Origin of the sequence: uncultured Sphingomonas sp. (genome assembly GCF_964244235.1) — a bacterium.
Classification (GTDB): domain Bacteria; phylum Pseudomonadota; class Alphaproteobacteria; order Sphingomonadales; family Sphingomonadaceae; genus Sphingomonas.
This window is the reverse complement of sequence record NZ_CAXTII010000001.1, coordinates 41,860-54,803: the sequence shown is the minus strand read 5'-3', so window position 1 is coordinate 54,803 and position 12,944 is coordinate 41,860. Positions and strand designations below refer to the sequence as shown.

Here is a 12,944-nt window from a genome sequence, read left to right as displayed (position 1 = left end):
CTCCCGCCTTCGCGGGAGAACAATTCAACTTGGCGTCCACGCTTCCGTATCGGGCATCGGCGCAAAGATTTGGTCGATCACATGGTCGGTTACACCCTCAGGCGTATCCGGATTCCAGCGCGGCGCATTGTCCTTGTCGACGATCACCGCGCGCACGCCCTCCAGAAAATCATGCCGCTGCACCACGCGCGCGCCGACCGCATATTCCTGGCGCATCTCGTCCTCGAACGTCGCCATCGCGCGGCCGTCGAGCAGGAGCTTCAGGCTGACCTTCATCGTCTGCGGCGACTTGGTCTTGAGCGTGGCGAGCGTCTTCGTCGCCCATTCGTCCGGATCGGCCGCGAGCGCGGCATAGATATCCTCCAACCGGTCGCTGGCGAACAGCCGGTCGATCTCTTTGCAATGTTGCATGACTTCACCATCGTCGGGCACGTCCGATGACCCTTCGAGGACGAGCGCAATCTCTTGCGGGCGTTCTGTGATCCAGTCCTTCACACCATCCAGTCGGGCACTTGTCAGGTAATGGGTCGCCAAGCCAAGCGCCAAGCAGTCCGCACCATCGATGCGGTGCCCGGTCAGCGCGAGATACTGCCCCATCCGCCCCGGCAGCCGCGACAGGTACCAGCCGCCGCCGACATCGGGGAACAACCCGATCCCGGTTTCCGGCATGGCGAACTTCGTATTCTCCGTCGCGATCCGATAGTCGCACGGCAACGCCAGCCCGACGCCGCCGCCCATGGTGATCCCGTCCATGACCGCGACCGTAGGCTTGGCATAGGTGAACAGCGCGTGGTTCATCCGGTACTCGGCGTGAAAGAACGCGCGCGCATCGACCCCGTCCTTCGCGCCGCTGTCCGCGAGCATGCGGATATCACCGCCCGCGCAGAAGCCGCGGCCCTCGGCGTGGTCGATCAGAACGATTTCGACGGCAGGGTCTGTCCGCCAGGCGTTCAGCGCATCGAGGATGCCCGCGCACATCGGCAGGTTCAGCGCGTGGAGCGCCTTGGGCCGGTTCAGCCGGATGCGGCCGATCCGGCCTTCGATGGTGGTCAGGACGTCGGTCAAATTCCCTCTCCCTGCGGGAGAGGGAGGGAGCAGCCGAAGGCTGCGGAAGGGTGAGGGCGACGCAAGCGCTGCGGCTCGCCCTCACCCCGCGCCGCTTCGCGGCTTGCCCAGCATCGGGTGAATGGCGCCCCGCGCCATTCACCCGATGCTGGGGGCATGGCCGACCCGATGCTCCCGGCGGGAGAGGGAAGAAGAAGCGTCCCCCTCACTGCCGAGTCAGCTCCCGCCCGACGATCATCCGCATCACCTGGTTCGTCCCCTCCAGGATCGAATGCACGCGCAGGTCTCGCCAGAAGCGTTCGATCGGGTAATCCATCAGATAGCCATAGCCGCCGAACAGCTGCAGCGCACGGTCGGCCACCGACGATCCGGTATCCGTCGCCAGCCGCTTCGCCATCGCGGCGAACTTCGTCTTGTCGGGTGCGTTCGCGGTCACCTTCGCGGCGGCGACGTAGAGCAGCGCGCGCGCCGCCTCCAGCTCGGTCGCCATGTCCGCCAGCATGAACTGCGTGTTCTGAAAATCAACGATCGGCTTGCCGAACTGCTGCCGGTCGCTTGTATAGGCGATCGCTTCGTCCAGACAGCGCTGTGCGCCGCCCAGCGAACACGCGCCGATGTTGAGCCGCCCGCCGTCCAGCCCCATCATCGCGATCCGGAACCCCTCGCCCTCGCCGCCGACCATGTTCGCGGCGGGCACGCGCACGCCGTCGAAGATCACCTGCCGCGTCGGCTGCGAATGCCAGCCGAGCTTGCGTTCGTTCGCGCCGAACGACACGCCGGGCATGTCCTTCTCGATCACCAGCGCGGAGATGCCCTTGGGGCCATCCTCGCCGGTGCGGACCATCGTCACATACACCTCGTTCTCGCCGGCGCCGGAGATGAACTGCTTGGTGCCCGTCACTACCCAGTCGTCGCCGTCCCGCGCCGCGCGCGTCTTCAGCGCCGACGCATCGGAACCCGAGGACGGCTCGGTCAGGCAATAGCTGGCGATCCGGTCCATCCCGACGAGCGACGGCAGATACTTGTCCTTCACCCCCTGGTTGCCGAACCGGTCGATCATCCACGCCGCCATATTGTGGATCGAGATGAACGCGCTGGTCGAGGGACAGCCATAGGCCATCGCCTCCATGATCAGCGCCGCCTCCAGCCGGCCAAGCGCGATGCCGCCCGATTCTTCGCTGACGTAGATCGACGCGAAACCGAGTTCGGCCGCTGCCTTGATCGTCTCGCGCGGGAAGATGTGTTTCTCGTCCCATTCGCCCGCGTTCGGTGTGATCCGGTCGGCGGTGAAACGGCGCGCGAGGTCCTGGATCTCGCGCTGGTCGTCGGTGAGGTCGAACTGGCCGGTCATCTGTTTTGCGCCCGCCAAGGAAAAAGCCCCAGTCCAGCTAGAAGAATGCTGCCAAGCCACGCGCCATAACCGACAAGCCGGCCCTCGATCATACGTGGCATCCCACCCTCGTCGGTAGGCAGGCCATGCCGCGACAAGCTCAACATGACCAAGAACGTTAGCGAAATTGCCATTATCCTCCGGATGATCCGCGGCGTGTCGTCGAGCCAAAGCACGATGACGGCCGCGACCACGAGCGGGTTTGCCAACCATTCCACATAACCGAGCAGAAGCCCGAGTACTCCCCATAACAGGTATACATAACCAGGATTGTCAGAATCGTTGATCCTGAGCGCGGGCAGCACCAGCGATAACAGCCAAAGCAAGGCGATCGAACAGGCCAATCCGCGCCGCATCGGCACACTCATCACGCTCACCCCATCGTCGGAATGACGAATGCGTTGCCGCCATGCCCTACCCCGCCATCGGGCCAGCGCTGGGTGACGGTCTTCACCTTGGTCCAGAACTTCACGCCTTCCATCCCGTGCTGGTTGGTGTCGCCGAACGCAGAGCGCTTCCACCCGCCGAAACTGTGATACGCCACCGGTACCGGGATCGGCACGTTGATCCCGACCATGCCGACATTCACCCGCGCCGCGAATTCGCGCGCGGCGTGGCCGTTGCGGGTGAAGATGGCGACGCCGTTGCCATATTGGTGATCGCCCGGCAGCTTCACCGCGGTCTCGAAATCGGGGGCGCGGACGATCTGCAGGACGGGGCCGAATATCTCCTCCTTGTACGCGCTCATGTCGGGCGTGACGTGATCGAACAGGCTGGGGCCGACGAAGAACCCCTCCTCATGCCCCTGCAAGCTGAACCCGCGGCCGTCGACCACCAGCTCGGCCCCCTCGTCCACCCCGGTCCGGATCCAGTCCTCGATCCGCTTCTTGTGCGCCGCGTTCACCACCGGACCGTAATGCGCGTCGTCATCGGTCGATACGCCGACCCGGAGCGCCGCGATCGCGGGGATCAGTTTCTCGCGCAATGCCTCGGCGGTCTTATCGCCGACCGGCACGACCACGGGCAGCGCCATGCAGCGCTCCCCCGCCGATCCGAACGCGGCCCCCGACAGGTCCGCTACGACCTGGTCCAGGTCCGCGTCGGGCATGACGATGCCGTGGTTCTTGGCACCGCCCATAGCCTGCACGCGCTTCCCCGCCGCGACGCCGCGGCGGTAGACATAATGCGCGATGTCGGACGAGCCGACGAAGCTGACTGCCGAGATCGCAGGATGGTCGAGGATCGCATCGACCATCTCCTTGTCGCCGTGGACGACTTGCAGGATGCCCTCGGGCAGTCCCGCTTCCAGAAACAATTCGCCCAGCCGCACCGGCACCGACGGATCGCGCTCGCTCGGCTTCAGGATGAATGCGTTACCCGTCGCGATCGCGACGCCCGACATCCATAGCGGGATCATGCCGGGAAAGTTGAACGGCGTGATGCCTGCGCCGATGCCGAGCGGCTGGCGCATCGAATACACGTCGATCCCCGGCCCCGCGCCTTGGGTATATTCCCCCTTCAGGATGTGCGGGATGCCGCAGCAGAACTCGATGACCTCCAGCCCGCGCTGGATGTCACCCTTGCTGTCCGCAATCACCTTGCCATGTTCGGACGACAGCAGGTGCGCCAGCGAGTCCATGTTGGCCTCGACCAGTTCCTTGAAGCGGAACATCACGCGTGCCCGGCGCTGCGGGTTCGTCGCGGCCCAGGCCGGCTGCGCCGCCTGCGCGGCTGCCACCGCACGGTCGAGATCGATCTGCGTGCCGAGCGTCACACTCGCCTGCACCCGGCCGGTGTTTGGGTCGAACACCTCGCCCATACGCCCGCTCGCGCCGCCGCTGCCGCTGCCGCCGCCGGGGCCGGGGCCGGGGCCGGGGCCCGCTATCAGATGATCGATGATACGCATGCCTTGCTCCTGAATATATTTTGGCGCGCCATCGCACAGATGAACGCCGTTGTCAGTCCCGACGCCAGGGGAACCGATCGGCGCTCGACCGGTTGCGTGATGACGGCAACAAACGTGGGAAGAGCGAATGGATATCTGTCAGTTGATACTCGACGACCATGCCGAGCAACGTAAGCTGTTCGGCATCATCGAGGAGATCGACCGTACGGATATCGCCTCGCTCGACGCGGTATGGGGTCGCCTGCGCAAGCTGCTCGACACCCATGCCGAAGCGGAAGAGCGCTTTTTCTACCCCATCGTCGTCCGCCGCGGCGAGGGCGCGGGCGATGCCGACGGGATGAAGGACGAGGTCGAGGACGCGATCGACGACCATAACGAGATTCGCGACAGCGCCGCCGCGGTCGCCAAGGAAAAGACCGGGACCGACGCCTGGTTCAAGGCCGTCGAGAAGGCGAACGAAGCCAACAGCAAGCACATGGCGGAGGAAGAACGCCAGGGCATGACAGACTACCGCCGCCACACCAGCGCCGACGAACGCCACCGCGCCGGCATCAAATTCGCGGCGTTCGACGCGCGGTATGTCGACGGGGTGAAGGCGGTCGGCAAGGACCCGGGCGACTATATCGCGGAGCAGAAGGTCGGCTGACGGGGGGCGTCGATGATCTACGCCATCAGCGCGTGAAGCACGGTCCGCTCTCTCGCGCTGAGGTCGGGATGCCACAGGTCGCCGATCAGCACCACGCGCGTGTCGTCGCTGTCGTTGACCGCTTCATGCTCGATCGTGTCGTCGAACACGATCGCTTCGCCCAGCATCCACCCGCGACGTTCGCCGCCCACGGTCAGCGAACAGTCTTCGGGAATGATCAACGGAATATGTACAACGAGCCTGACGTTCGTCACGCCGACATGGGGCGGGATGTGGGTATGCGGTGCCAGGATGGAGAACATCAGATTGGGCGATCGGCCGCCGATTACCGGCGTCGGCAAGGCTGCAAAGGCCTTGACGGTTGCCGGACAGCGATCGGCGTTGCCGCGGACGATGCCCCCCCCGCGCCACAGATGCACGGCGCTCCATTGTCGCGAGCGGTTGAGATCTACCCATTGATCGAGCGGAACGTCGGTCGGGTGGTCGATATAGGGCGCAGCCGCCATCGCATCGTCGGCCATCAGCCGTAGATACTCGGCGGTAAAGGCGGCATGCCCGCGCGCCACTGCGGCCAATCCGGCAAAGGTTGCGGAGTCGTGATAGGGGAGCCGCAACAGCATCGGGAGCACCGGCGACACCGCGTCCGCAATGCCGAGTACGAACGCGTCGATCCGCGCGCATTCCTCGCGCGTACAGCCGAGCCGGTCGATTTCCGAAGCCGCGATCCCGGACAATCGCACGGTCCGCGAACGATGCGCAGTGTCGCAGTAGCGGCGCGCATGCTCCAGCCGGGCACGAAGCGCGGGCGGTGCGGCATCGGGTTCGTCGATCAGGGACAAGGCGGCGCGATACGGCTCTTCGGCATCGTCGCCCTTCGCTTCGATCAGGCCCGCCTTCAGCAGCAGCGATAGGGGGTCGCGCGGTTCGATCGCCAGCGCATGGCCGATCGCGATCATCGCATCGTCATGCTGGCCCAGCGCACGACGGATCGCCGCCAGTTTCTTCCAGGTCGCGGCATCGCCCGGGTCGTGTGCCGCCAGTTCCGCCAGCAGCGCCGCAGCAGCCGGCAAGTCACGCCGTGCTGCAGCCGCATCGGCCTGCCCGGCGAGTAGAAATTTCTGGTCGTCGCGCGACATTAGGGGAACTCCGCCGGCAGGTTCATCTGCCAGCGGAGTCCAGACCCTTAGAAGTCGACGGTCACACCGGCGAAGAGGTACCGGCCCATCGAGTCATAGACCTGCGGGTAGGTGTTGCCGTTGCCGAACGTGCCCGACAGGTTGTTCGAACCGACGAGCGGCGGGTCCTTGTCGAGCAGGTTGTTCGCGCCGACGTGCAGCGAGAACTTGTCGGCAACGCGAACGCTGGTCGATAGATCGAAGTAGTTATACGCGGGCAGACGGCTGTCCGAAGCGTAAACAATGCTGGGGTTCGATATGAAACCGTTCGAGCTAGATGCATCGACATTCACGCCCGAGTAGTGTCGCCAATTCAGCGAAACCTGGAAGTTACTTGGGGCATTATAAGTCACACGAAGCTTTGAACGATATTTTGGCGCCGGAACGCCGCAGTTCGTACCGTAGTAACCAGAACAGTTATAGGTAGTCGTTCCATCAGCCAGCGTCGTTCCCGGAGACTGCTTCAAGTCAATCAGGAACGTGCCGGTATAATCAATCCCAAGCGATCCTATATTATGGAGACCAACGCGCTCGAAGTCGAAGCGATAGCTACCAGCCACGTCGACACCGCGCGTCTGAAGCTGACCGATATTCAAGGTCGTATTCACGACCTGACCATTGGTGCCCAGAAACAGTGATCCGTTGGTGGGATCGCGCTGGACCAGGCTACAAAATGTCGGGCTACCGTTGGCGAGGCACTGGTTCAAAATGATCTGCGCACCAACAGTACCGATCGCGCCCTTGACCTTGATGTTGAAGTAATCAGCCGAGATAACCAGGCCACGCAGCACGCCCTGCGTCGGAGCGATGACTGCACCAGCGCTGTAGGTATCCGACACTTCGGGCTTCAGGTTAGGATTGCCGCCACCGAATTGGACGTACTGGTTGGCCGTATTGTTGACGATGTTTCCGAACTCCGCGGCCGTCACGCCGGACCGGGCGCACTGAGCAGCGGTATATCCCGTCGCACCAGCCGCGGGACCTTTCGTTGTACCGTTTGTAAGGCCGTTAACTGCAGCACCGGAGCAGGGATCGCTTCCCGTGAACAGACTCTGGCTAGCGGGCGAGAACAGTTCCTGCACGTTCGGCGCACGAACCGCGCGATTGTAGCTTGCGCGAAGCCGCAGCGGACCGACTGGCTGCCAGACGACGTCGCCCTTGTACGTGTCGGTGTTGCCGGCAAGGTTATAGTGCGACCGGCGATAGCCACCATTCACGACCAGCGACTTGAACAGCGTCTTGTCTTCGATGACCGGGACGCTCGCTTCGGCGAAGAATTCGTAGACGTTGAACGAACCGGCCACACCGATGGTAGGGCCACCTTGACCGGCAAGATCACCGCTGGTGAATTCCGCATCGGTCAGCAACTGCAACTGCTCCTTGCGATATTCGGTACCGAAGTTGACACCGACGCCATTGGACGCGAACGGCGACTTGATGCCGTATTTGCCCAGATCACCCGTGACTGAGAAGTTGGCAACGTATTCGTCTACCGTGCCTTCCTGAAAACCCGGGGTCTGCAGGTAGTTAAGCGCGCCCGGCGTAACCGAATTAAGCGCAAAGATGTTGTAGGGGACGCAGCCCTGAGCAACTGCATTGGGGTCGGCGCAGATAATTGCTCCGGCTGGCTGGGTTGTGTTGTAAAGCGTACCCTTGGGATTTGCTGCCGTGATGCTTCCGGGAATGATCGCGTTGACAACGTCGTTCAGCGCCGCACGAGTACGGTTGACTGAAAAATCGTTCTGATAGTTCTCGGCGTAGACGACGCGGCCGAACTGCAGGTAGCCATCATAGCTGAAGGCAGGATCGATCTGGCCCTTCATACCGACGACGTAGCGATAGTCGGTGTGACGTAGATCGTTCGCACGACCCCCGCCCTCGACGTTGCGCTTACCGATCGAGACGGCACCCGTGGCGGTAGTCGATCCAGCATTAGCGCCGCAAATTTCACCAGCTTCTTCCGCCGACAACAGCGGATTGTTGCAGTTGACGTTGATAGTCTGGCCAAAAATGCCCGAAGGGGCGATGACCGCGGTCGATCGATCGTCCATGAACATGAATTCGATGTACGGGTCGAACGCTGGCGTGATCTCGTAATCTGCGAACACACCAGCGGTGTAACGCTTATCGGGACGCTGGTAATAGTTGTACGGCGCGAAGTTGAAAGCGTCGCGCCCGCCGTTATAGGCATAGAAGGTGTTGCCGGTAGCCGGATTGATCGTCCGCTGTGCGCTGCCTATGATGAAACGTGCAGGGCTGGTTGTTCCCGAACCAGAGCAATTGAAGCCTAAAGCTGACGTAACCTCGGCGAGCGAACAGGCCGAGTAATCGTAACTGTCCTGCGTCACCGCCTGGATCTGGCGATAACCGGCATAGGCGACCACATGGCTGCGGCCATCCGCGCCACCAGTGCCGATGACGGCAGTGATGTTCTGCGTCGCGCCCAGGTCGGTATGGCCCTGCGGGTAGGCGAACCCGCGACCCCCAGCCGGATCGCGGAAAACGGCGTCCGCGGTCGCGTTGTTGTTGTCATGGTCCAGGAAGCTGTACTGCGCGTCCAGGCGAACGCCCTCGAACCGCGTGTTCATCACGAAGTTGACGACGCCCGCGATCGCGTCGGAACCATAGGTCGACGACGCACCGCCGGTAAGTACATCGACGCGTTCGATCAGCGCGGCCGGTACGAAATTGATGTCGGCAGCCGACGAACCGGGATCACCTGGCATCAGGCGGCGGCCGTTGATCAGGACCAGCGTGCGCTGCGAACCGAGATCGCGAAGGTTGATCGTCGCGGTGCCGCTGGCACCGTTCGACAAGTTGCCACCCTGGCCGGCGAAGACCTGCGGCAGGCTGTTCAGCAAATCCTCGGTGCGGGTCACGCCCTCGAGCTTGATCTCCTGCGCGTTGATCGTGGTCAGCGGGCTGGCCGACAGAGCGCCTGGGCTCGTGATGCGCGAACCGGTGACGACGATGTCCTGGCCGCTTTCGGATGCGGGCTGCGCCGGGTCTGTCGGGAGCGCCGAAGCCGAACTGCCACCGATGACTGGTGCAGTCGGCAGCGTCTTTGCCGGGTTGTCTTGCGCGAAGGCTGGCATCGCGGCGAACGCGCCGGCGATGACGGTCGTCGCGAGCAGCAACGGCTTGACCTGCTTCATCATGGAAATTGCCCCTTTGAAAACGCCGAGACCGCTGACGGGCCTTCTGGGGACGCTCCTCTATGTCTCGCTCGATCCAATCAAGTCACAAAATCGTAATCTCCGACACTTTTACAACGTGTCGTTGCGCCGAAGACACAGCTTGCATGATGCGCATTACGCAGTCAGTCAGTGTCGATCGATCGAGGAGAAAATATGCCGGCCCGCCCTTTGCTGCACCTCGTGTCGGCATTCGCATTGCTCGCGCCCTCACCGGCGCTGGCTGCGGACAGGCGAGCCGCTGCGGATCAGTCGCAAGCGATCGATACGCTGCTCGCTTGTCGCAAGATCGCGACATCTGCCGATCGGCTCGCATGCGTCGACCGCGAACTCGACCGGTTGAGCGCACGGATCGATTCGGGATCGATCGCGGTCGTCGACAAGGCGCAGGTCGAGCGGCAACGCCGCGAACAATTCGGGCTTGCCCCCAGAGGTAGCGCGATCTTTGCAAACGAAGCGAACGGTGGAACCGTCAAGGAAGTCCGGGGGGCGATCGCAAGCGCCTCCACCGATGCATCGGGCAAATGGGTGTTCTCGCTGCAGGACGGCAGCCGCTGGCATCAGATCGACGATTACACGATCGGCAGTGCGCCGCGCGCGGGAACGACAGTGCTCATCACTCGTGCGGCGCTGAATTCATTCAAGATGAGCGTCGGCGGACAGCCCGCGATTAGGGTCCGCCGCACCGGCTGACTGCGATCGGCTAAACGGCGAGCCAGTGTTACTCGTGAATATTGGTACGCTGTGCGTTCTCCGTATCGGACCTCACGTTCTGGCGATCCTGATCCCATTCCGCTTTGGTCCTGCAAACCCGGTGCCCACCCAGCCGGGTGCCCAGTTGTTGTGCCTCGACACAAATCAGCTTGTCGGGTTGCGGCCTGCGTCCAACGGGCGTCGTCGGCGTCTGGGCCGTACCTGCGGCAACCTGCGCCACCATCAACAATCCGATCAACACGGTCATTGCCCATCCCCCCCGGCAAAACGCTACGGATCAACATATCGCATTGCGCCGCGGCGTCAAATCGCGTCAGGTCAGCGGCTGCACGTCGAACGCCACGGTCAGCCGTTCACCCGCCGGGGCGGGGCGCGTGCCGTGCCACATCGTGGACGGAAACAACGTGACCTGCCCCACGGCCGGTTGCACCGTCCGTACCGGTGGCAGGTCGAGCCCGAGATCGACGGGCGGCTGCCCCAATGTCAGCCATCCCGCCTCGTCATCCGCTCGTCCGTCCGTCATCGCGTCGGGCAAAGCGATGTAGCATGCGGAGCTGAGCCATCCTTCGCTGTGGACATGGTTGACGTGATGTCCGCCGTCCGACAGCCGGACCGACCACGACCCGGCGAAACGAAACTCGCTGCGCGGTACGGAAAGCGTTGGGTGGGCGCGATCCAGTGCGGGCAACTGGTCGATATGCGCCCGAACCGCGCACTCGATCGCGACGCGAAGTCTTCGAATAGCGGGCGACTGCCGGGATAGCAGAACGCCGTCCGTTTGCGTGCCGCCGCGCATGGACTGTTCAAACGGCGCGTGACGCGCGGTGTGCAGCGTGCGCAACTCGGCAGCGAGAACCACGAGATCGGGCGCGTCGATCCCCAGATCATAGGTGCCGACCAGCTGCGGATCGCCTTCCAGCCACGCATGGCGCGGGTCGCTGAGCATTCGCCACGCCGTACCCATATAGGGGGTTGCGAACCGCGCCGCCGGGCCTGCCATCATAGGCTGCCCGATCGCAATCGCATCGTCCGGCCGGCAGGTGCGCAACGAATGACGCAGGCGAGCGAGCAGCACGACCGGGTCGGCAATCGCGTCCAGTCGCGCGAACGCCGCATCCGCGCGCGCGATATCCCCGATCGCGCTTGCCGCCTGCGCTTCGATCAGCACCAACGGCAGCGTATCGCCCAGCGCCGCCCTGATGGCATGCAGCATGCCAAGTACTGCATCGTTTGCGCCGACCGCCGCAATACTCCGCAGCATGGTCGTCGCCACATTCGCATCGCGGGGCGCGGCAGCCAACGCGACTTCGGCTGCCTTGAGACTCGCCCCGTGTCCCTGCCACCGATAGACCAACGATACGAGCGCGGCCCACCCCTCCGCCCAATCGGGTGCGCGTGCCAAACCGGTTTGCAGCGTTGCCTCGGCAAGGTCGGACTGCCCTGCACCAGCCTGGGCCGCTGCCAGTCCGAGCCGCGCCGGCCCGCTGTCCGGCGCGGCGGCTAGCGCGATAGTAAAGGCGGCGGTGGCGGGCAGACCCAGTTCTTCGGACATGCGCGCACACGACAATAAACCACGCGGATCACGCGGCGCGAGCGCAACGACGTGGTTGAACGCCGCCAGAGCATCCGCAGCCCGGTCCGCGGCGTGCAAAGCTGCCCCCAGCGCCTGCCACGCCATCGGCGATCGCGGTTGGTCGCGCGTCAAACCCTCCAGCAAGCCGATCGCGGCAGCCACCTTTCCGGCGTCCATCGTGGCGAGCGCATGTCGCAGCCGGAGCGGCGGGGAGTCGCCTGGGGTCGCCGCGATGGCGCGTTCGTAAAGCGACGATGCGAGCTCCGTTTGACCAATCGTCGAAGCGAAGGCCGCGTAATCGGCCAGAAAACGCGCGTCCGCCTGCGCATCGGCCAACGCGGAGGCAAACAGCGTCGCCGCAACCTCAGTCTGCCCGTCCTGCGCGGCCCTGACTGCGGCCATATGAGCGGAATGAAGAGACGGTGCGGCGGTCATGCGGTCCCTGCCTATCGCGGGTATTGGCGCAGCGCGACCGGGATTGTCGCGTGGCGTCGCAATCGTCACCCGCGTCGACGGGGAGGCATTCCCGGCAACCCTGGTGCACCGCCCTGGGCGATCAGCGCGAGCACGTCGTTGATGATCTTGTGCATCGCGGCGTTGGCCGCAGCGCCATCAGCGGCTTCGATCGCGATCAGCACCGCGCGGTGCTCGGCGAGATCGGCGCTTCGCCCCTGGAAGCGGTTGGTGAAGCGGATCGACGACCGAAGAGCGGTGGACACCAGATCCTCGAACTGCGCGAAGAACGGATTGCCGGCGGCGCGAAGGATCGCGACGTGGAACGCGATGTCCGCGTCCAGCGGATCGTCGTCGCCGGCTTCCGCCGCGACCATCCGGTCGAACCCGCCGCGGATCGCGGCCTTGTGGTCGGGACCGGCGTGATCGGCTGCGAGCCGCGACGCCATCGGTTCGATGCCGATCCGAAGTTCGTTGAAATGACGCAGCAGGGGCAACGAGAATTTGCGGTCGAGCAGCCAGCCGAGCACATCGGGGTCGAACAGGTTCCAGTTCGTCGCCGGCTGGACGATCGTCCCCTGCCGCGGCCGGGCGGACAGCAATCCCTTCGCGGTCAGCATCTTGACGGCCTCACGGGTCACGGACCGGCTGACCCCGTGCTGGGCGGCCAGATCGGCCTCGGTCGGGAAACGCCGTTCCTCGTAGATACCGGTCACGATCGCCCGACCGAGCGCGTCCAGCATGCCGTGCGTCAGGTTTCGCCCGAGCGATGTACGGACCTCGTGCGGCTGCGGCTCCCTCATCCGCCATGCCTCGCCGATTTCGCCC

At 64.1% G+C, this 12,944-nt stretch carries 11 protein-coding genes; 2 read left to right on the top strand and 9 right to left on the bottom strand.

Annotated features, from left to right (window positions below; translation table 11 throughout):
- Positions 1 to 24 precede the first annotated feature (24 nt).
- The 4 genes from ACFE7D_RS00290 to ACFE7D_RS00275 form a co-directional block, all read right to left on the bottom strand.
- A complete protein-coding gene (locus ACFE7D_RS00290; RefSeq protein WP_375393431.1) occupies positions 25 to 1,065 on the bottom strand; it encodes an enoyl-CoA hydratase/isomerase family protein in 1,041 nt (346 codons plus the stop codon).
- 205 nt (positions 1,066 to 1,270) lie between these two features.
- Positions 1,271 to 2,416: an acyl-CoA dehydrogenase family protein gene (locus ACFE7D_RS00285; RefSeq protein WP_375393430.1), complete on the bottom strand. Its 1,146-nt coding sequence runs from the start codon at positions 2,414 to 2,416 to the stop codon at positions 1,271 to 1,273.
- A complete protein-coding gene (locus tag ACFE7D_RS00280) occupies positions 2,413 to 2,823 on the bottom strand; it encodes a hypothetical protein (RefSeq protein ID WP_375393429.1) in 411 nt (136 codons plus the stop codon). Before ACFE7D_RS00280 ends, ACFE7D_RS00285 begins: the two co-directional genes overlap by 4 nt.
- Before the next feature lie 5 nt (positions 2,824 to 2,828).
- Entirely contained in the window at positions 2,829 to 4,361 is a 1,533-nt protein-coding gene (locus tag ACFE7D_RS00275) for a CoA-acylating methylmalonate-semialdehyde dehydrogenase (protein WP_375393428.1), read from the bottom strand.
- 127 nt (positions 4,362 to 4,488) lie between these two features.
- Here ACFE7D_RS00275 and ACFE7D_RS00270 point away from each other — a divergent pair, with 127 nt between their 5' ends.
- Positions 4,489 to 5,007, top strand: a complete 519-nt coding sequence (locus ACFE7D_RS00270) for a hemerythrin domain-containing protein (protein ID WP_375393427.1) — start codon at positions 4,489 to 4,491, stop codon at positions 5,005 to 5,007.
- A 17-nt stretch (positions 5,008 to 5,024) separates the two neighbouring features.
- Here ACFE7D_RS00270 and ACFE7D_RS00265 read toward each other — a convergent pair whose 3' ends face one another.
- Together ACFE7D_RS00265 and ACFE7D_RS00260 are read right to left on the bottom strand one after the other, a co-directional pair.
- On the bottom strand, positions 5,025 to 6,143 hold the full coding sequence (locus tag ACFE7D_RS00265; RefSeq protein WP_375393426.1) for an aspartyl/asparaginyl beta-hydroxylase domain-containing protein: 1,119 nt from the start codon (positions 6,141 to 6,143) through the stop codon (positions 5,025 to 5,027).
- Positions 6,144 to 6,190: 47 nt separating this feature from the next.
- A complete protein-coding gene (locus ACFE7D_RS00260) occupies positions 6,191 to 9,337 on the bottom strand; it encodes a TonB-dependent receptor domain-containing protein (RefSeq protein WP_375393425.1) in 3,147 nt (1,048 codons plus the stop codon).
- A 195-nt stretch (positions 9,338 to 9,532) separates the two neighbouring features.
- On the opposite strand from ACFE7D_RS00260, the gene ACFE7D_RS00255 reads away from it, so the two are divergent.
- Entirely contained in the window at positions 9,533 to 10,069 is a 537-nt protein-coding gene (locus tag ACFE7D_RS00255; protein ID WP_375393424.1) for a hypothetical protein, read from the top strand.
- 28 nt (positions 10,070 to 10,097) lie between these two features.
- Here ACFE7D_RS00255 and ACFE7D_RS00250 read toward each other — a convergent pair whose 3' ends face one another.
- The 3 genes from ACFE7D_RS00250 to ACFE7D_RS00240 all read right to left on the bottom strand — a co-directional run bounded on the left by ACFE7D_RS00250 (position 10,098) and on the right by ACFE7D_RS00240 (position 12,919).
- On the bottom strand, positions 10,098 to 10,337 hold the full coding sequence (locus ACFE7D_RS00250; RefSeq protein WP_375393423.1) for a hypothetical protein: 240 nt from the start codon (positions 10,335 to 10,337) through the stop codon (positions 10,098 to 10,100).
- Between the two features lie 66 nt (positions 10,338 to 10,403).
- Positions 10,404 to 12,167 (bottom strand): putative 2OG-Fe(II) oxygenase, encoded by a 1,764-nt coding sequence (locus ACFE7D_RS00245; protein ID WP_375393422.1) that lies wholly within the window; start codon positions 12,165 to 12,167, stop codon positions 10,404 to 10,406.
- Positions 12,164 to 12,919, bottom strand: a complete 756-nt coding sequence (locus ACFE7D_RS00240) for a FadR/GntR family transcriptional regulator (RefSeq protein WP_375393421.1) — start codon at positions 12,917 to 12,919, stop codon at positions 12,164 to 12,166. Before ACFE7D_RS00240 ends, ACFE7D_RS00245 begins: the two co-directional genes overlap by 4 nt.
- Positions 12,920 to 12,944: the final 25 nt, after the last annotated feature.

Coding starts and splice junctions, on each gene's coding strand:
- ACFE7D_RS00285 (WP_375393430.1), bottom strand. CDS start 2,416: ATGACCGGCCAGTTCGACCTCACCGACGACCAGCGCGAGATCCAGGAC.
- ACFE7D_RS00280 (WP_375393429.1), bottom strand. CDS start 2,823: ATGAGTGTGCCGATGCGGCGCGGATTGGCCTGTTCGATCGCCTTGCTT.
- ACFE7D_RS00275 (WP_375393428.1), bottom strand. CDS start 4,361: ATGCGTATCATCGATCATCTGATAGCGGGCCCCGGCCCCGGCCCCGGC.
- ACFE7D_RS00270 (WP_375393427.1), top strand. CDS start 4,489: ATGGATATCTGTCAGTTGATACTCGACGACCATGCCGAGCAACGTAAG.
- ACFE7D_RS00265 (WP_375393426.1), bottom strand. CDS start 6,143: ATGTCGCGCGACGACCAGAAATTTCTACTCGCCGGGCAGGCCGATGCG.
- ACFE7D_RS00260 (WP_375393425.1), bottom strand. CDS start 9,337: ATGAAGCAGGTCAAGCCGTTGCTGCTCGCGACGACCGTCATCGCCGGC.
- ACFE7D_RS00255 (WP_375393424.1), top strand. CDS start 9,533: ATGCCGGCCCGCCCTTTGCTGCACCTCGTGTCGGCATTCGCATTGCTC.
- ACFE7D_RS00250 (WP_375393423.1), bottom strand. CDS start 10,337: ATGACCGTGTTGATCGGATTGTTGATGGTGGCGCAGGTTGCCGCAGGT.
- ACFE7D_RS00240 (WP_375393421.1), bottom strand. CDS start 12,919: ATGAGGGAGCCGCAGCCGCACGAGGTCCGTACATCGCTCGGGCGAAAC.